The sequence below is a fragment of the Pedobacter sp. AC212 genome, assembly GCF_979258625.1.
This window is the reverse complement of the sequence record NZ_OZ409870.1, coordinates 3,738,801-3,759,761: the sequence shown is the minus strand read 5'-3', so window position 1 is coordinate 3,759,761 and position 20,961 is coordinate 3,738,801. Positions and strand designations below refer to the sequence as shown.

At 36.4% G+C, this 20,961-nt stretch carries 15 protein-coding genes and 1 pseudogene; 5 read left to right on the top strand and 11 right to left on the bottom strand.

From position 1 onward, the window contains the following. Positions 1–25 precede the first annotated feature (25 nt). Both ACZZZC_RS16045 and ACZZZC_RS16040 read right to left on the bottom strand, forming a co-directional pair. Positions 26–1,123 carry a DUF5700 domain-containing putative Zn-dependent protease gene (locus ACZZZC_RS16045; RefSeq protein WP_463487668.1) on the bottom strand — a complete coding sequence of 366 codons (1,098 nt, stop codon included), beginning with the start codon at positions 1,121–1,123 and terminating at the stop codon, positions 26–28. A 463-nt stretch (positions 1,124–1,586) separates the two neighbouring features. Then, the gene (locus ACZZZC_RS16040; RefSeq protein ID WP_463487667.1) at positions 1,587–2,684 is read right to left on the bottom strand and encodes a DUF5700 domain-containing putative Zn-dependent protease; all 1,098 of its coding nucleotides are present in this window, start codon (positions 2,682–2,684) and stop codon (positions 1,587–1,589) included. A gap of 430 nt (positions 2,685–3,114) precedes the next feature. On the opposite strand from ACZZZC_RS16040, the gene ACZZZC_RS16035 reads away from it, so the two are divergent. Further along, positions 3,115–5,322, top strand: coding sequence for a TonB-dependent receptor (locus ACZZZC_RS16035; protein WP_463487666.1), 2,208 nt, complete (start codon positions 3,115–3,117; stop codon positions 5,320–5,322). Between the two features lie 596 nt (positions 5,323–5,918). Here the strand turns inward: ACZZZC_RS16035 and ACZZZC_RS16030 are convergent. After that, positions 5,919–6,833, bottom strand: coding sequence for a helix-turn-helix domain-containing protein (locus tag ACZZZC_RS16030; RefSeq protein WP_463487665.1), 915 nt, complete (start codon positions 6,831–6,833; stop codon positions 5,919–5,921). A gap of 11 nt (positions 6,834–6,844) precedes the next feature. Continuing rightward, positions 6,845–7,774 (bottom strand): alpha/beta hydrolase family protein, encoded by a 930-nt coding sequence (locus tag ACZZZC_RS16025; RefSeq protein WP_463487664.1) that lies wholly within the window; start codon positions 7,772–7,774, stop codon positions 6,845–6,847. A 447-nt stretch (positions 7,775–8,221) separates the two neighbouring features. Here ACZZZC_RS16025 and ACZZZC_RS16020 point away from each other — a divergent pair, with 447 nt between their 5' ends. Next, positions 8,222–9,121, top strand: coding sequence for an NAD(P)H-binding protein (locus tag ACZZZC_RS16020; RefSeq protein WP_463487663.1), 900 nt, complete (start codon positions 8,222–8,224; stop codon positions 9,119–9,121). A gap of 329 nt (positions 9,122–9,450) precedes the next feature. Here ACZZZC_RS16020 and ACZZZC_RS16015 read toward each other — a convergent pair whose 3' ends face one another. Further along, complete coding sequence (locus tag ACZZZC_RS16015; RefSeq protein ID WP_463487662.1) at positions 9,451–10,248, bottom strand: SDR family oxidoreductase; 798 nt, start codon at positions 10,246–10,248, stop codon at positions 9,451–9,453. Positions 10,249–10,377: 129 nt separating this feature from the next. Between ACZZZC_RS16015 and ACZZZC_RS16010 the strand changes: the two genes are divergently transcribed. From ACZZZC_RS16010 to ACZZZC_RS16000, 3 genes are all read left to right on the top strand, one after another. After that, positions 10,378–10,725: a winged helix-turn-helix transcriptional regulator gene (locus ACZZZC_RS16010; RefSeq protein ID WP_463487661.1), complete on the top strand. Its 348-nt coding sequence runs from the start codon at positions 10,378–10,380 to the stop codon at positions 10,723–10,725. Positions 10,726–11,227: 502 nt separating this feature from the next. Next, positions 11,228–11,530 (top strand): hypothetical protein, encoded by a 303-nt coding sequence (locus ACZZZC_RS16005; protein ID WP_463487660.1) that lies wholly within the window; start codon positions 11,228–11,230, stop codon positions 11,528–11,530. Further along, positions 11,527–11,892, top strand: coding sequence for a hypothetical protein (locus ACZZZC_RS16000; RefSeq protein WP_463487659.1), 366 nt, complete (start codon positions 11,527–11,529; stop codon positions 11,890–11,892). The genes ACZZZC_RS16005 and ACZZZC_RS16000 overlap by 4 nt, the downstream gene beginning before the upstream one ends. Before the next feature lie 332 nt (positions 11,893–12,224). On the opposite strand, the gene ACZZZC_RS15995 is transcribed toward ACZZZC_RS16000, so the two are convergent. The 6 genes and pseudogenes from ACZZZC_RS15995 to ACZZZC_RS15970 all read right to left on the bottom strand — a co-directional run bounded on the left by ACZZZC_RS15995 (position 12,225) and on the right by ACZZZC_RS15970 (position 20,889). Next, entirely contained in the window at positions 12,225–13,397 is a 1,173-nt protein-coding gene (locus tag ACZZZC_RS15995; RefSeq protein WP_124910965.1) for a serine hydrolase domain-containing protein, read from the bottom strand. A gap of 213 nt (positions 13,398–13,610) precedes the next feature. Next, on the bottom strand, positions 13,611–14,195 hold the full coding sequence (locus ACZZZC_RS15990) for a hypothetical protein (RefSeq protein WP_463487658.1): 585 nt from the start codon (positions 14,193–14,195) through the stop codon (positions 13,611–13,613). Between the two features lie 928 nt (positions 14,196–15,123). After that, complete coding sequence (locus tag ACZZZC_RS15985; protein WP_463487657.1) at positions 15,124–15,585, bottom strand: hypothetical protein; 462 nt, start codon at positions 15,583–15,585, stop codon at positions 15,124–15,126. Between the two features lie 53 nt (positions 15,586–15,638). Continuing rightward, on the bottom strand, positions 15,639–17,504 hold the full coding sequence (locus tag ACZZZC_RS15980; RefSeq protein WP_463487656.1) for an ATP-dependent nuclease: 1,866 nt from the start codon (positions 17,502–17,504) through the stop codon (positions 15,639–15,641). A gap of 402 nt (positions 17,505–17,906) precedes the next feature. After that, positions 17,907–18,403 (bottom strand): annotated as a pseudogene (locus ACZZZC_RS15975) (PDDEXK nuclease domain-containing protein). Between the two features lie 272 nt (positions 18,404–18,675). Next, positions 18,676–20,889: a S41 family peptidase gene (locus ACZZZC_RS15970; protein WP_463487655.1), complete on the bottom strand. Its 2,214-nt coding sequence runs from the start codon at positions 20,887–20,889 to the stop codon at positions 18,676–18,678. Positions 20,890–20,961: the final 72 nt, after the last annotated feature.

Here is a 20,961-nt window from a genome sequence, read left to right as displayed (position 1 = left end):
TTAATTAACAACTAACTCCTTATATCTATTTTATATACTTCTTTCTAAGAAATTCAATATTATGGATCGATGCTTTTGAAAAGCGAAATGGTTTTGATTTATCCTTCTTTGATGCTCTATCATAGATCAGAAAAAATGAAAAGGGGTCGTCTAATGATTTAATGAATTCGTTCTTTAAACCATTTTTTTCAATATAATGAGCCATATATGTTCCAGGTACGTGTCCGCTGGTATATGGTGTTCCTTTAAAATAGTCTCTGACTTTCAGACTTTTCCTGTTTTTAACATCTTGAGAAAATAAACTATCCATCAAGGGGAGTATTTTTTTCCCTTCATCAAAAAACTCCTGAAAATATTTTTGGGAGGGCATTAACCGGCTGGCTGTATCAGTCATATATTTCTTGTCTACCATGTCTGCTGAACCTTCATTCAATACCCGGTACATTGCCATTATAATGCTATTATCATCTGGTTCAATGTCAAATGACGGCTGTGGTCTGAGCATGTGATGAAGTTCGTGACCACCTAGCGCTCCCAATCTATTTTGATCGTTTTTATAAGCGCATAATAATGTATAGATGATCAAGCCATCTTGTGCATGCGCATCATTATGAATTGGAATAATAGCAACCTTAAGATTAGGTAATTTTTTATGAGCGGTTTTGGGTAAAGCGGAGTAGGCATATTGGTAAGACTTATCAAAGTATGATTTAGGATCAGAATCTATGCGTTTAAGATATTCTTTCATATCATCTTCATCAACTTTATATTGATTAATAATATAAGTGAGCCAATAAGAATTTGGATCCGCTAATCTTTTTTGCAGTATGGAATTGTTTTTTGGCATATAAACGATCTGCATATTTTTCCTGTATGATTCAAAGTACTGTTCATTTACGCCTTGATCGGCCATATAGTCTTTAATCGCCTCATTTGACAGAAACGATTTCCAATCCGATCGGCTTAGTGAATCACCTTGCTTAAGTTTTGCAGTGATTTCAAAATATTGGTAGCACGTAGAGTCAACAAACGACTGAGCAATGCAAGATTGCGAAATGGATATTATAATTGTAAATACGATAAAAAAGAAATTAATTCTAGTTGCTTTAAATATTGCTGACATATTGTTTGGTTGTATTCGACGAATATAGCTAACAGGCATTAAACATTTTAACGAAATTTATTCTTTGAGAGAATAACTTTAAGAATGATTTAGAGGCTGATTTATCTCAGAGTTTAGAGATAATTAAGCGAATCAAAGGAGATGTTTTACTTGCAGCAATTATTTTTTTACGTATTAAGGTTGTTTTTATGCAGTAATTGGCGCATATAAAGCTACAGATGAATGAAAAGCCTACAGTGGCGAGTGGATACCTTCGTTTTGTAAGACTTATTTCTATTTGCCGTAACTGGTCTAGGTAGCATACAGTTGAAACAAAATATATGGTAGGGGGATGATACCTTCGTTTTTTGAGACAAATTAATGAATAACTTGTCTTACATAAAAAATTGTTTGTTGTTGGAGGTTAATTAATTCATTGCTAATCAATTTATTATAGAAGAGATTAACAATTACAACATTATCTCTACTTTATATACTTATTTCTAAGAAATTCGATATTGTGGATCGATGCTTTTGAAAAGCGAAATGGTTTTGATTTATCCCTCTTTGATGCTCTATCATAGATCAGAAAAAATGAAAAAGGGTCGTCTAATGATTTAATTAATTCGTTTTTCAAGCCATTTTTTTCAATATAATGAGCCATATATGTTCCAGGTACATGTCCTCCGGTAAAAGGTGTGCCTTTAAAATAGTCTCTGACCTTCAGACTTTTCCTGTCTTTAACATCTTGAGACAATAAACTATCCATTAACGGAAGGATTTTTTTTCCTTCGTCAAAAAATTCCTGAAAATATCTTTGGGTAGGCATTAACTGGCTGGCTGTATCAGTCATATATTTCTTGTCTACCATGTCTGCTGAACCTTCATTTAATACTCGGTACATTGCCATTACAGTGCTGCTATCATCTGGTTCAATGTCAAATGAAGGCTGGGGTCTGAGCATGTGATGAAGTTCATGTCCACCTAGCGCTCCCAATCTATTTTGATCGTTTTTATAAGCACATAAAAACGTATAGATGATTAAGCCGTCTTGTACATGCGCATCATTATGAATTGGAATAATAGCAACCTCAAGATTAGGTAACTTTTTATGAGCGGTTTTAGGTAAAGCGGAATAAGCATACTTATAAGACTTATCAAAGTATGATTTAGGATCAGAATCTATACGTTTGAGATATTCTTTCATTCCATCCTCATCAACTTTATATTGATTTATCATATAAGTGAGCCAATAAGAGTTTGGATCCGCTAATCTTTTTTGCAGTATGGAATTGTTTTTTGGCATATAGACAATCTGCATATTTTTCCTATATGATTCAAAGTACTGTTCATTTACGCCCTGATCAGCCATATAGTCTTTAATTGCGTTATTTGAAAGAAACGATTTCCAATCCGATCGGCTTAGTGAATCACCTTGCTTAAGTTTTGCAGTGATTTCAAAATATTGGTAGCATGTAGAGTCAACAAACGACTGAGCAAAGCCAAATTGAGAAATGGATGTTATAATTGTAAATACGATAAAAAAGAAATTAATTCCAGTTACTTTAAGTATTGGTGACATATTGTTTGGTTGTATTCGACGAATATACCTAACAAGCTATAAATATTTTAAGGAAAAACTATTCTTTGAAAGAATAACTATTTACTGATGTTGAGGCTTGTTTACCCCGGGTTTGATAGATTAATTAAGCGATTCAAATGAGTTGTTTTGTTTGCAGCTATTATTTGTTCACTTAAAGTTACTTGTGCCGAAATTGTTGCATACAAACCTACAACTGAAAGAAATACACCCGATAGGGTATGGATACCTTGGTTTTTTGAGATATTTTTCTCTTCGACATAATTGGTGCAAGTATTTACAACTGAAAGAAAATATACACCAGGAAAGTAAAGCTTATAGGTGAACAATGAATAGAAAGAACCATAAATCCTAGACAATCTGCCACAAAAAGGTGAAGAATTATTTTTACAACATTTCGTAGTTTCGCCGCATGAAGATATTTTACGCTATCCTATTGAGTATTTTGTCCACAAGTCTTTTTGCCCAAACTTTAAAGGGGAAGATTGTTTCTACGGGTAATCTTCCATTAAAGGATGTTTATCTACAGAATCAGCGGACCAAAAAACATGCACATACCAATGAGTCCGGTTTTTTCCTGATGAAAGATGTAATAGCGGGAGACTCAGTTCGGGTAACGTTGTTGGGTTATCAGCCTATAGTAATGGTAGCAAAGGGAGGGGAGATGAACGTCAGTTTATCTCCCTCTAATTTTCAGCTCGATGAAGTGGTCGTCTCCGAAGGGGTGAACCATCTTTCCTCGGTTGCGGCAGTAGATATCGCTACTAATCCGGTAAATTCTTCACAGGAACTTTTAAGAAAGGTGCCCGGACTTTTTATTGGCCAGCATGCCGGTGGAGGAAAGGCCGAACAACTGTTTCTTCGAGGCTTTGATCTCGATCATGGAACAGATATCAATATTTCTGTGGATGGTATGCCGGTCAATATGGTGAGCCATGCGCACGGGCAGGGTTACGCCGACCTGCACTTCCTGATCCCGGAACTGGTGGAGAAGATCGATTTTGATAAGGGGCCATACCATGCTGACAAGGGTAATCTGGCTACGGCAGGTTACGTCGCCTTTCAAACCAGGGACAGATTGGAGAATAACTCGCTCACCCTCGAGGGCGGAAAGTTCAACAGCTTTAAGGGACTTGGAATGTTCAACCTGGTGAACGATTCCAAACAGTCCGCTTACCTAGCTGGCAGTTACATCAAAACCGATGGCCCTTTTGAGGCGAGCCAGGATTTTAAGCGGCTCAACCTTATGGGCAAATACACCCGTTCGTTCCATAATCTCGATAAGCTATCATTTTCCGCCATGCATTTCAACAGTTCATGGCTGGCCTCCGGACAGATTCCCCAGCGTGCGGTAGATGAGGGATTGATTTCCCGCTTCGGGGCCATTGATGAGAATGAGGGCGGAAAGACCAGCCGAACCAATCTGAATCTGCAGTATGAAAAGTTTATCAATGAAAGCACATCGATCAAATCAAGCGCCTTTTACAGCCGCTATGATTTTGAGCTGTACAGCAATTTTACATTTTTCCTGAATGATCCGGTTAACGGTGATCAGATCAAACAGAAAGAGGGCAGGAACATTTATGGACTTCAGTCTGTATTGGATAAAAAATACAACGGTACAAGCACTGACTTTGGTTTTCAGTTGGGTGCCGGACTAAGGGCGGATGAGATAAAAGACATTGAGCTTTCGCATACGCTGGATCGCAATGTCACCTTGGAGCAGATCCAGTTTGGGGATGTATCAGAAATCAATGCTTACACTTTTCTCAATACAGAGATAGATCTTGGGAAATTATTGATCAACCCTGCTCTAAGACTGGATTACTTCAATTTTAATTATACCGATCATTTAAACAGTAATCTTGTCTCAACCGCTGGTAAGGCTACCTTAAGCCCTAAACTGAACTTTCTTTACAACCAGAGTAAGGACCTCCAGTTCTTTTTGAAGTTGGGCAAGGGTTTTCACAGCAACGATTCGAGGGTAGTGATTGCGCAGACAACTCGGCAGATTCTTCCTGCGGCCTATGGCGCCGATTTGGGCGCCACCTGGAAACCTTCACCGCGGCTGATCCTGAATGCGGCACTTTGGTACCTCTATCTCCAGCAGGAATTCGTCTATGTGGGAGATGAGGGCGTAATTGAGCCTAGTGGAAGAACGACCAGAAAGGGTATAGACTTTGGGCTGCGTTACCAGATCAATAATTGGCTGTTCTTAAATGGTGATATCACTTATAACCATGGCCGGGCATTGGATGAGCCGGAGGGTGCCAACTATATTCCACTTGCCCCGCCCTTTACCTTTACCGGAGGCTTTAGCATAAAGGATTTCAAGAATTTTTCTGGTTCCATCAAGGTCCGTTATCTGGCTTCTCGCCCAGCTAATGAGGATAACTCCATCCTGGCCGAAGGTTATTTCATAACCGATGCCAATGTTAACTATACGTGGAAGCGTTTTACCTTTGGTGTAATTAGCGAAAATATTTTTAACAGGGCCTGGAACGAAACGCAGTTTGCGACCGAGTCAAGGTTGCAGAATGAGGCAACGCCTGTGGAGGAAATCCATTTTACACCTGGAACGCCTTTTAACATTCGGGCAACGGTTTCTGTTAGGTTTTAATTTTAACAGGGCTTTAATGGTCAATTCAGAACATAAAAATCGACCAGCCTTGTAATATTTTAATAAAAAGTTGAAAGCTTTTTCGGATAAATCGCTTCGCGAATAGTCCTTCATTTGTGAGACAATTTTCTCTTTGCCGTAATTGGTGCAATTAAACTTACAGCTGAAAGAAAGATATACAGTATGGGATAAATACTTTCGTTTTTTGAGACAAATGAATACTTGGTCTGCTCTGGTTCTCTTGTTAAACCTGCCGTTTTGTTAGAAAATTGATGTAGGTCCTACAATGTACTAGATTATCGAAAGAATGTACATCCTTACTTGGTTTCTTAACAGGATTTTACCACTATGCGTTTATTGCTAAGACTTGTATTTGTTTTAAGCGTTCTAGGTATCAAATGCTCTTTTGTTTAATCTTAGATCCAGTTATCTAACACGGATGGAAAGAAAGGTTTCGGTTACAATGGAGGTTGATTTTGAAACAAGTTTATATAATGTTTCGTTCGTGCAGATAAAGATAGAGCCAGGGTGTTAAGTAGGAAACATAGGTATTATGTGTCCTAATTTATTTAGTGTTTACAGCCTCTTCATTTTTTTTAGTTGAAAGAACGCCGGAAATCCAAAGGCGAAACACTTGTTTTGAGCTTGAAAAATTTACTAAAAGACTGCGGATGCTCAAATCCTAATTCATAAGCTATCTCACTTATCGAGGCCTTTCTTGTTGATAGCTGTTCTTTTGCTTTTTCGATCAGGTGGTTATGGATGTGCTGTTGTGCATTTTGACCGGTAAGTGAACGTAGCATATCGCTTAAATAACTGGCACTCACGTTGAGTTGCGCTGAAAGAAACTGAACAGTTGGAATGCCCTGCTGTTTTACAGGTGAAGACTGGAAGTAGCTCTTTAGCGTCTCTTCTACACGCTGAAGCAGGTCGCTGCTTACTGCCTTACGTGTGATGAATTGCCGGCTGTAGAACCGGTTAGCATAATTAAGCAGCAATTCGATCTGAGAAATTACAACATCCTGGCTAAAATTATCAATCCTGTCTTTTAATTCCTCCTCAATATTTACAAAAACTGAAATTATCATGTTTTTTTCCTTTTCTGATAAGTGTAGTGCTTCGTGGATAGAGTAGGAGAAAAATCCATATTCTTTTATCTTCCTGGCAAGTTCATAACCCAGTAAAAAATCCGGGTGGATAAGTAAGGTGTAGCAGGATTGATCACCAATAGATTCATGGGTGCCGGTAATCTGGTTCGGAGATACAAAAAACATTCCCCCCTCGTCGAAATCATAGTAATGCTGTCCATATTTGAACTTTCCCTGGAAATTTATCTTATAGGAAATTTTATAAAAATTTAAAATGTGCGGACTTGGAAGTCTTTCAAGCGGAATGGTTCCTGCTGCATTATTGATCAGGCTTACCAAAGGATGCATAGGTGCCGGCAATTCCAGCGCCTTATGCAACCTTGATAAAGAATTGAATTGGTGATTAGACATTTCGTTCTTCATATTGTCTTTTATTATCCTTTGCTTTCAATACTTCCTAGTGCGCCCTCTGTATGGTTAAGGTTTTTCTTTGCCTGCTCCCAGCTCGGATCGCCCGGATCGAATGTGCTCCGAATATACGCAAGAATGCTTTCACATACAAAGGCAACACGCTCGGGATCTTCATCACTTGTTTCGCGGGCATCATACCCTGATATGCCTCCAAAGATATGTTCAGCGCCAAACACTGTCAGTAGGTCTTTAGGACCGGGACTTAGATGATAAGCATCTGCACGCCAGTTTTCTACGTCAGAAAACATGAGGTTGTTGTCATTGTCCCCATTCACAATAAGCGCTGGTAAATTCATGGTACTGAAATTGCCGGCCGCCAACACCGGATAATGTTGTCTGGCTGCTCCGTTAAATCCTTCGGGTCCACCAGGCGTACCTATCAGCACCCGGGCCTTCAATCTTGATTCTCCCGCATTCACAATTTTACCAGTTGCGGGGTCAGTGACTTCCATGCCAGTCAGCATAGCTACAGTATGACCACCCATGGAATGGCCGATAGCAGCAACACTTGTTTTATCCACTCTGCCATCTAACCCGGGTACTGTCGATATAATTTCATCTAAATGTTCAAGGATGAATTTCATGTCCGTTGCCCTTGAACTCCAAAACAGGGGTGCTTCAGGAAGGGAGGAAGGAAGCGCAAGTGCTTTGGAATTTTGATGAGTAGGTTGAATGACCACAAATCCTTCAGCGGCAAAAAAATCTACAATGGGTCCATATCCTTTGTACGAAGAGAGAAAATTAGAAGGGCCATGACCATGAGAGATCAGAATAATCGGCAGGTTGGTTCCGCTTGCAGGCGCAGATACTTTTATTTCAAGGTCTACGTGTCGACCATGAACAGGTAATACAACGGGACTAAAACTGATGATGGGTGTTTTTGAATATTTCATTTTATTTTTAATTAAGTTTTTGATAAGACAAAAGTCATCAAGCTTTGTCGCTCCCTCTTAGCGAAATCGAGGCATTACTTAGCCAAATTGACAAGTGTAGTGACTTTAGTCCCTTCGACAATAATATAATTGCAGTTCGTACTGTGATTATTGGAAAATAATAGAAAGATAAAGCGTCGAAATTTTATAACACTATTTAGAGGAACTGGTAGAGTTATTATAGTACTATCGATTTCTTGTATAATTATTTCAATATTTTCAATGATACTTCAATACCAAGCTATTTTGTTGAACTTTTACTTTCTTAATGCTATATTGTAAGTGTACTTAAAGCCACCCCTGCTATTTCATAAAAAATTTTCATTTTGGCTACGTTCTACCGTGATTAGGCTACAGATCTAGGATTCTGTTCAACGACTTTTGTGAAACACAATTTAAATACAAGAAATGAAAATAATACTTACAGGTTCTCTAGGGAACATCGGAAAACCGCTGACGCAAGAGTTAGTACTTAAAGGACATTCAGTTACTGTGATAAGCAGCAAACCTGAAAGAAAAAGCGATATAGAATCGCTCGGGGCTAAAGCGGCTATTGGTAAGATGGAGGATACTGATTTTCTTACTGAAACATTCCATGGCGCAGACGCAGTTTATGTAGTGGCCACACTGGATAAAAGCAGTTTTTTTGACCCAAATAGCAATGTCGTGGCTGAAATGACACAACTTGGCGAAAACTATAAAAGAGCTATCGAAGATTCCGGTATAAGGAAAGTAATCCAGTTGAGTGCCATAGGCGCCCATACCAATACGGGAAACGGCAATTTGATTTTTCATTACAATATAGAAAACATATTGAATCAGTTACCTAAAGAAGTATCCATCAAAGTTATGAGACCTGCAAGTTTTTACACCAATCTTTTAAATTCCATTCATAGCATCAAAGAAAAAGGCACTATTGTTTCAAATTACGGAGGTGATGCAAAAGAACCTTGGGTATCCCCGCACGATATTGCTGCTGCCATAGCACAAGAAATGGAAAAGCCCTTTGAAGGCAGAACCGTTCATTACATAGCAAGCGATGAAGTTTCGCCAAATGAAATAGCGGCGTCCTTAGGTAAGGCCATTAACAGACCTCAATTAATATGGCAGGTAATTACAGATGAACAAATGCTAGATGGTATGCTGTCTTTTGGTATGAATCCTAAAGTTGCCAATGGGTTGATAGAAATGCAGGCCGCACAGGGTGACGGTACTTTGTACGAAGATTATTACCGTCACCAACCAATATTAGGCAAAGTTAAACTAACAGATTTTGCTAAAGACTTTTCTTCCGCATATAACAATTAAACAACATTAAATAAAGAAATCATAACAAAGTGTAGCTCGATCTAAAAAACGGCCTATTGAGCAAGGTATTTCAAACTGTGGTTTTTTGGAATCAAATAGTGTAATGAATTTTAATAAAATTTAATAACCCAGAAGTGTTCGTTTTGAGGTAAACATTTGCTTATATTCAATCTCAGCCCACCTGTTTAATTATCCATAATTCGGTAAACTGTCACTGGTAAATGGATACTAACAGCATGTCATTTGACGGCTCAGTAGCGTTAATGCCGCTACTGAAATGGGCATTGCTGAAAGATGTACTAGATTGACTGTCTGTACCAGATATTCTTCTATTTTACGACTGGAAAATTTCCCCCATCGATAATGTAGTTCGCTCCTGTGATGTAAGATGCTTTTGAAGAAACAAGAAAATGAACCAATTCTGCTGTTTCTTCTGGCTGTGCCATCCTTCCAAGTGGTACGCCTGCAACTCTTTCGAACAGCTTCTGAGTCATCTCTTCGTAGGTAATATCCGAAGCGGCAGCCAGTTCTTTTAAGAAGGTTGCCATAGCCTCCGTTTTAGTTAAACCTGGAGAAACAGTTACAACTCTTACTCCTTGAGGACCTGTCTGGTCAGCAAGCATTTTACTGTAAGCATTCAAAGCAGCTTTAGCAGTGCTGTAGGCCATGGTAGATTCCCAAATCGGAAACTGACCGCTGGTAGAAGAAATATGAATGACAACACCGCTTTTCTTTTCCAGCATTTTGGGTAATAAAGCACGGTCCAAGCGTACCGATGAAAGAAGATTAACCTGTAACGCCTCATCCCAATGCTCATCTGCCAGTGAGTCATAACCGCCCCCCGGATAGGTGTTCGCGCCCATGTTATTAATTAATATGTCCACGCCGCCGAATAATTCGTTGATTTCATCTGCGACTCTAATCACATCTGAGGCTAAAGACAGATCTGCAGCGATAAAATGGTAGTTAATGTCAGTCTCTTTAGGATGGTTTCTCGCTGTTACGATCAGTTTGGCACCCCCTTGGGCTAATCTGTTTGCAATAGCTTTTCCAATGCCCTTCGTGCCGCCTGTTACCAAGGCTATTTTTCCTTCAAGGTCTTTACTTTGGTTGTCTTGATTTTTCATGTTGTTAAAATTTAATTATTATTGTTTCACAAAGTAACTAAAGCTATCGCGAGCGTTTTCTTTTCACCCTGACATTGGTGGTAACATATGAGTAACTAAAAGCGAAAACTGGTAACATATAAGTAACTAATGAGAAAAATGCAGCAAAATCCTGAAAACTGTGCAGTAGTACGTACGGTAGGTTATATAGGAGGGAAGTGGAAACCAATTATACTGATTAGATTGCTCAGTGGTGGAATGGTACGTTTTGGAAAACTAGCAGTACAGATGCCCGATATATCTAGGAAAATCCTTAGCCAGCAACTAAAAGAACTGGAAGAAGACGGCCTGATCACTCGTCATCGATATCTGGAAAAGCCGCCACGTGTTGAATATGAATTAAGCGAACGTGGAAAAACTCTTATCCCAATCTTAAAGGCCATGCATGATTGGGGGATTCAGATTGAAGATAACAAAAGTGGAACTTGGGAGCTTTAATATTATTAACCTTGATTCGTTCTATTACTCTTTTCTCCATTATATATGATTGAATATGTATATAAGTTATAGATGACCAAATGTGAAGTAATCAAGTCAGAAGTTAATATTGTGATATTCCTATATGCCTAAAAGATTTTGTCTCTTTACCGTTATTGACGCATACATTTACAGCTGAAAGAAAAATACGCAGTAGAGGTCGGATTCCTTCGTTTTTTGAGATGAAATTTACGCTATAGATTTTTGTACTATCACAAGTCCACGGTTTTTTAAATACTTGTGTCTATCGCTGTAGATGATTGAATCAAGTAATAGATTTACAAGTGATGTTGTCTCGAAAAAATAACCAAGAAGCGAAAAACTAAATATCAATTAAACCTCGCAAGCATCATTGTTTCGATCTTATATCCTAACTTTCGCTCACGAGGAAATGATAGTACCAATGGTGAGCCTTAACCATGTAGCGTTTGCTCCGTGCAATAAATCGTAACTTTGATTTACTATGAAAGGATTTGAAATTTTTCTTAATGAAAAAAAAATAGATATAGGCGTAAACAATGGAACTATCATTGTTAGCTGTTCAACCGACAGCCTTAAAGTGACTGGTTTGGATAACGATGATTTTACAAGTGTTGAGTGGCTATATGCTTCACTAAATATTAACGATTCCATACGGATTGTCGCATCAAAAACTATTGAGGAAAGCGCTGAACCATATTCCACGAAAGCGCGTGATCCCGAAAGTTTGTTGAATATGTACATATCTATGAAAAATGACTTACTAGCTGAAGGATTATTGAAATGAAAGGATTGGAGATTAATTTTAAAGGTAAAAAGAATGTGATTGCTTTAAACCCAAAGGCTGGTCCTATAGCTTTTACAATCCATTATTCCAAGAATAAATACGAAATAGAATTGAGTCATCTAGACAGAAATGACATATGTTCAACTTGGATATTAGAGAAAATAGAGGCAGGCGAGCAGATAGATATTGAGGTGAAGGATCTTGATTATACTACTGAACCAATAGGCAGAAGGAAAGCTTTCTCCGGAACCAATATTCCTTTTGAATATAGCGATGCCGAAATTGATGAACAAAATAAGGAGAGGTTAAAATATTTTTATTCACTCCAAAAATTTCTTAGGGAAAAAGGGTTAATAGAATAAATAGATGATTTGAATTGCCGGTCGTTCAGTTTTCAAAGTGACGCAGTGAATTTTCATGTTAATATGTTAATCTATGAATTTATTGCGAGAGGATTTGTTAAGAATGCGTTCATGCGAGAAAGTAAATGTTATTAGTAGCAAGGCAAATTTTATACATCATTAACAGCTTCTAGCTTTATATTTCTTCGTTTTTTGAGACAAATTTGAAAACTCCTAGAAGGTTGATTTTCTACCCTTCCAATATTAGATGTATATATTAATACAAAATAGGTAGGCATCCTACAAAGTGTATACAACGAGATAGAACCTTGTTATCGGTAGTTTTAGTTGCGTCAGTGAATCTTTGTCGGTTGTGCTTTTATCTTATTAGCCCAGCACTCATAAATAGGATACCAAACATGGTCACCGTTAGAGCCATTGCTAAGCAATATTAATCCACTTTTTGTCGGTAAATGCAAAAACATTGCAGCGCTCCAGCCTTCGTTCTCACCGGTGTGTCCAATCGTTCGAAAATTGTCATAATTTAAAAACCGGTATCCAAGACCACTTTCTCCTTCATTAGATGATGGGAGAATAGGTTGTTCCATTAATTGTATTGTCTCTGGTCTCAAAACATTGTGTAATTGCCTGGAATTAGTTGTAATAGATAATTCGGCGAAGTGGGCTAAGTCTACCACCGTTGTTTGTAATCCTGCTGCTGCCTGTTCTGTAAATATTCTATTTTTTATCGGATTACCCGAAGTGTCGTAAGCGGTTGCAGAATTTTTCATCATTTCTGCTGTCCATTCATAACTTGTATGATTTAATCCTAAAGGTTTGAAAACATTTCTTTTCATGTAGCCTGCAAATTTTTCTTTTGTCTTTTCTTCAAGAAGTAACTGCGCAAGAGTATAACCTCCTCCAGAATAGTCCCATTTTGTTCCTGGCTCGTTTATAAGTCGTACACTTTCCCGGTTTCTTTTTGTTTTACCATCAAGAGATTCCTCTAAACTTAACAATTGTGTTCCCTGTTCAATGCCTCCATAGCCATGTACAGAAAGTCCTGCTGTATGACTTAATATTCTTCGTAGTGTTACCTTTGATACATCATATGAAGATTTGGGTAATTTCCAACGGGTTAAAGATTGATCAACAGGGTCATCTAATTTTAAAAGCCCTTTTTCTGTCAACTGGATAAATCCCCACGCAGATATTACTTTGGATATTGAACCAATGTTAAAGATTGTCTGAGCAGTTACAGGTTTTTTATTTGCCACATCAGCATATCCAATACACTGTATCCATGCAACTTTTCCGTTTTGGATAACAGCCACTGCCATCCCAGGAACATTGTTCTTTTTGGTGAGGTCTAAACCAAGTCTTTGGATTTCGTAATAGAGTGAGTCTGATTTTTCGTGTACACCATTTTTTTTAATGGTCTCTTTCGTTGTCGAGCAAGAAAAGAGAATTATAATAAACGCTACAAATAAGAATTTGAATTTATTAATGCTCATTTGCGCTTCCATTTATTTTGTAATACTTTATGGTGTCAGTAAATATACTGTTTTAAGTGAAGATAGGATCTCAGAATTACCGCTGACGTATGGCAAGCAAACTGATAACGTTTCCGGGCTTTGAGATGCATGAACAAAGTTAAATATTATAACTTTTAATAAGTTCATTACCCAATATTATTGACTGGCGAAACGGAAAATATGATCGTTTTTTGAGATTTATTTTTATGCTTTAAAATTGTCAACATCATTGAGCGATGTTTTTTTCATCAAATAAATTTCATGAGTTGTAGCAACATTTCCTTTTCTTAATTCATCTATTCTAAACATAGAATGTAAATATCCAAGTCTGGAATGACCTTCGACTAATTGAAATGGTGATTTTAATTCACAATGTATCGGTACTTTTCCAAGCGATTGTATATCAAGTATGATAGGTGGAGTTTTCCATGTTCCTTTTTCTTGCCAAACTTTCAGATCTTCCTGTGTACAACAAAAATTATCAAAATTACCATAGCTGGCTCTTGAATCAAAATAATCTCTATAGTTGTCTATGACATATATATATTCCAATTGTTCATTAGACCAATTACATAATTCGAATTCAATATTTTCATAATCTAACCAACCATAATTTTTAATACTTTCTGCTTTATCATGGTGAGCCCAAAGCCACTGCTCAAATACCTGGCTCGGTATATGGGAGTATTCAATTTTAGATTTAATTCTCTCATAATAGTCTTCAAAAGATTCAATATTTTCATATTCATTTTTTAAAGGCTTTAAAATATTCCAACTTTCACTTATCACTTTATTTTAAGTTTATCGTTTTTTTAGATTATTTAATTGTCGCAGAAATTGGTTTAGTTTGTTTTTTGATTTAACTGCATTGAAGTGGTTTCGAGAACGTATTTAGCGATATCAGGTCGAGATTTTTTTATGATTTTATCAAAAATTTATTGCACACCATTAGCTACCCAATACTGAGAATTTTCAGGTGGCGTCATGCCACATTCCAAATGATCCATATAATCCGAAGAAACCATATAATGTTCAGCAATAGAGAATATATATGCCAAATGCATCAAAACTAAGTGTTCTAAGTCATGCTTAATTGTATTCAAATACTTTTCTCGATCTTTATTATATGCACTTTATTATATGCATTACTCACATTCAACATGACATTGCTATAAAAGTTATAATGTGTATTGTTGTTGCCTCGATCCCTTATCCTTTCATAACGATCGTCTTTATTAATTAAGTCGTATAGAGTTTTCGTAGCTCGATTATCCTTAATATAATTGGTCATTGCTCGAAAGTTTGGCAATTGATCTGAACCATCCAACCATCCTTGTACTTTTTTGACAATGAAGTTATCTAAACTATGATTATCCGATAGATATAAATTCGTGTACACATTCATAACTATTGCGTCTTGGAATTTTCTAATCAGTGCATAGGCATCGTTAATTTGGCCATCCTGAAGTATTAACTTAATTGACTGCAATGTCCCATGGATAGAGGAATAGATATATTTATCAATATTTATAATTGATTTGGTACCGCTACTCATAAATGACATTATCGAAAATGACCACCAATCGTAATATGTGATAAGTTCATCCAATAATGCAAATACTGTGTGGTTTTGATATTCAGTAGATTTTACATCCATAAGTTACCTCGTAATCTCATCGTTTATTGAGAAAGTTTTAAAACAATGTTTTATTTGGTATTAATTGATCAATCTCTTTAATTCAATCGGTAGATTTGTATATTCTTCATGCCGTGTTAGTTTTGCGTGTTCAGGCTGAATGCTGCTACTCGTTGTCTCCAAGGACCAATAGGTAGTAAAGATTGTATAGGAATCTTCTTGTTGATGTTTAGGATTGTGCTCAATAAACTTAGTTTTGTTATTCTCTATTATATCAAGAAAATTGGCGAGTATTTTGACATATAAAGAATGTGGTTGCACACTTCTCACCTGCTGCATAGCTATTTCGCTCATGGTTGTAAGTCTATCCTCGCCGACTTCATCAACCGTATTCTGTTCTTCGCCAGGAGTTTGATACTGTATCTTATATGATGATCCGTTTTTTGAAATATAGTCTATTATTTCTACATTAAAAGCCGGAAGCCTTGTACCCAATTCTAAAAGAATTACTTTTTGTCCTACCTGATATTTTTGTTTACTCATAATATATTTTTTGATCGTTTATTGCAATTTTATACGTTTCAAGACGATACTTTTCATCTGATTTGTTCTAGAACTGATTTATACAAATAACTCGGGAGCAATCTGTTTTTCAAATGTTGTACGCCATTTTTCGGGTACATCCTCCCATACTTTCCCCATTTCGTATTGATATATTGGTACATTTTAAATGGTTTTTCGGCTTTAGGCTCGGTATATTCCAGTAGGTCTTCAATAGTATATGGTACCATAAGCCTCCTCTCTTCCCTTCGCCCTAACGCTTCTAGAATAGGATCGTTGAATTTAATAGCGCCAGCTTCAGTATCCTGATCATGTATTACAAAAGAATCAATTCCTAAAGCATTAAGATATTTAACTAATGAAATTATTGACGCTTTCCCTCTAGCCTTTATTATCTGATAATCATGAAGAAATTTCTTTCTTTGTGGAGTAGATAAGCGTTCTATAGTCTCCTTAAATAATATATCCTCAGTATCACCCTCGACTATTATTACCTTCTTACAGAAAAAAACTTTAGCGACATAATCATCAATTTTAAGAATAAATTTAACATAATCTTTCTCGTCAGCTTGAAGATCAATATAGGCTTTCGTAGTATTAAATGGAGTAGAACTACAAACTTCGAATCCTAATTCTGCATTATGCTCGAGTCTCAAAAGATTTAGAACCTGTTTCGGTAGATCTGGGTCATCAATTTTTTTACTCAGATCAATCATATAGGGTGAATGAGTTGTGCATATAATCTTCGAATTCGATGATGTTGCCAATTCATATATTTTATCTCTCATAAGTGCAGCAGCATTGGGATGCAAATACATTTCGGGCTCTTCAAAGCCAATAATAATAGGTCGAAGTTCTATTCCTTCCTTTCGTTTCCTTTGGACAAAATTCTCTCTGTATCGAAGTAAAGCAAACACAGTTGATCGAATGGAACCCATTCCTTGTCTTTCTGGCTTTGTACGAACATTACTGCTCATTTCTATATCAAAGCTGGGTCGGATTGATGTGCTTGCATCACTTAAATTCGTTTCAATATGAATTTTAGTATTATTAAACACATCTCCAATAATTTGATTAATATCAATAAGCATTTTTCCAAACTCTTTATTGGCGTCATTAGGATCAAGTTCTTTTGCAAGTAAATTAAGGTATACCTGCGCTTGCTTGTAATTATCTGACATATCCCTTACGTCATCAAAAAGTTCCCTCATGGTTTCTTGAAGCGTACCCGACTTCCCCTCAATTTCTTCTTTCCGGTTTTCTGCAGGTATAACAAGAAATTTTGGTAAGCGGATAGATATGACACCTTCAAACCCACCAGGGTTATTAGCCCAATCAACTTGGTCTTCATTGATTTCCCAGACATCCGATATATATTCTAATTTCTCCTTATCCTTCGCCGCAATAGTTTTGGCTAGATCAACATCTCCGAATATGTCATTGATAACATCTTTGTCTATACCCAGATTTATATAGTCTTTTAATGATTTACAATTAGAGAATTTTGAAGATATATTTTTATTACAAGTTCTCATTTCCCTTTTGGTGGCAGTCCCATCCAGAAAAAAAGTTTTCCTATAATATATGCAGTTTGACTGTTCAGTCCCAATAATTTCTTTAAAAATTCTACCCTTAAATCCCCGCCAAGAAAATGATTCATCAGGAAGCCCAACAAATTTTGCTTCCATTGTAACGGAAATTTCTTGGTGCCCAGTTTCATCAATTCTAAAAAAATCCTCGTTTGTCAATTTAGAAATCTCCGAAAAAAAAATTTCCATAGCTTTTAGTAAACTACTCTTACCAATGTTATTTTCGCCAATTAAAAAGGTTGCGTCTCCACAAATAACCCGAGCTTCTTTTACGCGTCGGAAGCCCTTCAAATGAAAGTATTCAAGTCTCATAATCTGTTTTCATGAAAATTACAATTAATAACAGGAAGTATAATACGGGAAACCGTAAATACTCATTATTAGGTATTATGAGGGCTATTTTTTTTCCTTAGGGAGGTATTTGTGTAATGCTTGACTTATTTTGTCAGTACATTAGGTTTTTCCTACATTTTGTGCGAGTATACTTTGTAAGTCAACATGTTATAGTATCTAGAAGCAACATCTTCTTTATCTATCATAAGACTCCTTTTCATCTGAAAGGTAACAAATTTAGACTTTGATTAACTCGATCATTAGTCGAGACTTTTACTCTAATTTTTTAAGTTCTTCCTCAATTTCTTCAATACTAGGCAGATTTGATTTTAGATCATCTGGCAATATTTCTGTTAATTCAAATTCGCTTACGCCCATTGGCTAGTTAATGTCACTTAATGCAAATTCTGTTTCAAAGTTGTTTTTATCCCTACATAACAAAATTCCAATAGTAGGTTTATCATCATCTTGTTTAACTAAAGTATCAACAGCCGATAAATAGAAGTTCAATTTACCTGCATATTCGGGTATGAATTTTGTATTTTTCAATTCTATGACAACATAACATTTCACTTTGCGTGATAGAATAGTAAATCTAAATAATAATCTGTTTTGGCAATTTCTAAATGGTATTGCTGGCCAATAAATGCAAATCCTTTTCCTAGTTCGAGCAAGAATTTTGTAATATGAGAAATCAATTGTCGCTCTATATCTCTTTCTTGATATGGCTTGGTTAAATTAAGGAAATCGAATACATATGGATCTTTTAATGTCTGCTGAGCAAGTTCAGATAGATGGTCAGGAAGTGTATTCTTAAAATTTGTGATAGCCTTTCCTTGCCTATTGTATGTATTTGTTTTTATCTGAAGAGCTAGCACATCTCTGCTCCAGCCATTCTCTATAGTTCTTGGATGTAAAAGTATGCTTCGTTAACATCATTTGCTTTACTAAAGATGAGTATGTTATGCCCCCATGGAATCTGCATTATGGGATGTTGTGGTTTGATATCTTTCAGATCATCAAGTGTTTGTAATTGTCCAACAGCTTGTTGGACAATTGAAGGTTGATAAAATTCAAAAAATTGCTTTTTGGGGGGTCGTCACTAGAATAATAATGATAAACTTTGCTTAAAGAAACTTTAGGCGGTTTCTCAGTAGCTCTTTGTGGTCTGATTCTGCTTTGCAAGCCTAATAGCCTCTTCCAAAATTTCATCTTTACCTAGCTGTATACCCAAAACAGTATTCCTTACCAGCACGTCAGGAGTTATACCGTTTAAATGATGTTTGCTGCCATCAGGGTTTTTAACCAGCATCCCGGAGAAAAAAAACCGATACCCGCCAGGCATAGAGATTAAGTTTATATTGCCATTAGTACCAGAACTTGGCTGTCCCACAATTGTTGCAACCTTAAATTGTTTATAAGCCGCTAAAAAGCTTTCAGTCGCGCTCTGCCCAGTAGCGTCAGAAAGTATAAACATTTTAGCTTTAACTGTAGGTCTAGTGGGTTCAATGGTATAAGTACCTTCGGAATAGGATACATTTTTGTAATCAGGATATAAAATTTGAGGCGTAAGCATTCCACTATTTGCTTTAAGCCTTTTATCTGTCAGATAAGCTAAAAATGTCTCTGTATCTTCCTTTAAGTAACCTCTCATATCTAAAATAACAGATTTTGCTTTCAAAATTTCCGCCATGTGTACCTGAGTTGTCGTTTTGTTTAAATTTATGTAGAATATATCATTCGCAATCCATTCACTCGTTCCTCTATTATTTCGATCAGAACCTGCAACATATTCACTGTATGGAAAAGTTCGGAAAATATTCGTCGAAACAAGTTGGTTTCCTCTCTTCAAGCGCAAATGAACATTTTCATCCTTTTTGCCTTTTGTGAGGGCTATCATGCTTTTTGCCTGTTTCCACTGTTTTGAACCAGAAAAGGTTGCCTCTATAGCTTCTAAAATATCAAATGGATCTTTACCATCGATTTTAATCAGTTGGTCACCTGTTTTAACCTTTTGTAATAATGCAGTATCGAGTACTTTCTTTACCACTATTTTTCCTTCTGCAATGTCGAAAAGCAATGGTAATGTGGCAATGTCTTTATTGGAGTCGCCATGCAAATCTACAAACATGTGACCATCGTTAAGCGAGTTCGCAATCCATTTTAATGTCTTTAAAAAGTTCTGATCGGTTTGATTAGAGAATACCCTATGTATTGCGGCACTCCATATTTCGTCAGCGTTTAATGAAGCATCATCCCAATAAGGATAAGCATGTTTTAAGGCATTGTATAGAATAATAAGGTCTGCCAACCTGACTTTTAAATCAGCGCCACTGATTTTAAATTTGCCCTGATTATCTTTCGGCCAGGAATCATAAGCCTTCCTGATGAGTTCTGCCACATTGCCTTCATTCACAATAGGATAGGTATGCTTTTTAGTTCCATATAAAGTCAAAGGAACAATACATTTTATTCCAGTAACCAAGGTTTGTGATATATACTCACCAATTTTAAGGTCCTGATTGAAAAATTTTTCAGCGCCATGAGATTTAAATAATCGGATGATTCTGCTATCAATCTTGAAGTCCAATTGATTTAAAGCACTTACATTTTTTAGTATAGGAATGCCAGATGTTCCACCATTACTTACTAACTGTAATTTTACATCGGTTATATTTACAGATCTACCAGAATTAAAATTGGGTTCTACAGCAATTGTAAATAATTGCAATTCCGAATCAAAAACACCTTCGAAAACGTATTGCTTTTCGGTGTTTGAAATGACAGAATCTTTAACAAAAACGAGTTTTTCAAGGTACGGTTTCAAAACCATATCTTTAATGTCAGATATAGCAGTTAAAGTTAAAATAAACTTTTTGCCCTTGTAGGAAGCAACATCAACTGGCGACACCATGGCAAAAGCATTTTGCTTAATTCTTTCTTCAGATATTGGATTAATTCTGTTTATCCTGATGCTATTATAAATATTAGTAAAATTAGGGAGTTTCAAACCAACATGCTGCCAATAAATTGGTGCATATTCCACTAAGCTTGGAGGTGTTATTTTACTCACATCAAACTTTAGATTTTTTTTTGAAGAAATTTGTATGGTTGGTGCAAGCGGTAGAAACAATGCATTTAAAGTATTGATTAATTCTCTATCATCTTTAACCTGAAGCATTTTCTGACATCCATAAATCGCAAAACTTTGCCATTCAATTTTCGAGGCTTCATCTGAAGGATGGAAATATTGAACATATCCATATAGTTTATTAAATGCGGTTAAGTTGCGGACTTGTTGCTGAGATTGTGTAAATCCAGTAAATGAAGAAATAATTAGGAAGGTTGTAAACAGGAATTTCATTAGGTAATAATTTATTAAAACAGCTGAATATAAAAACTTATCTATTGCAATAGCTTATTTTAACAAATATTA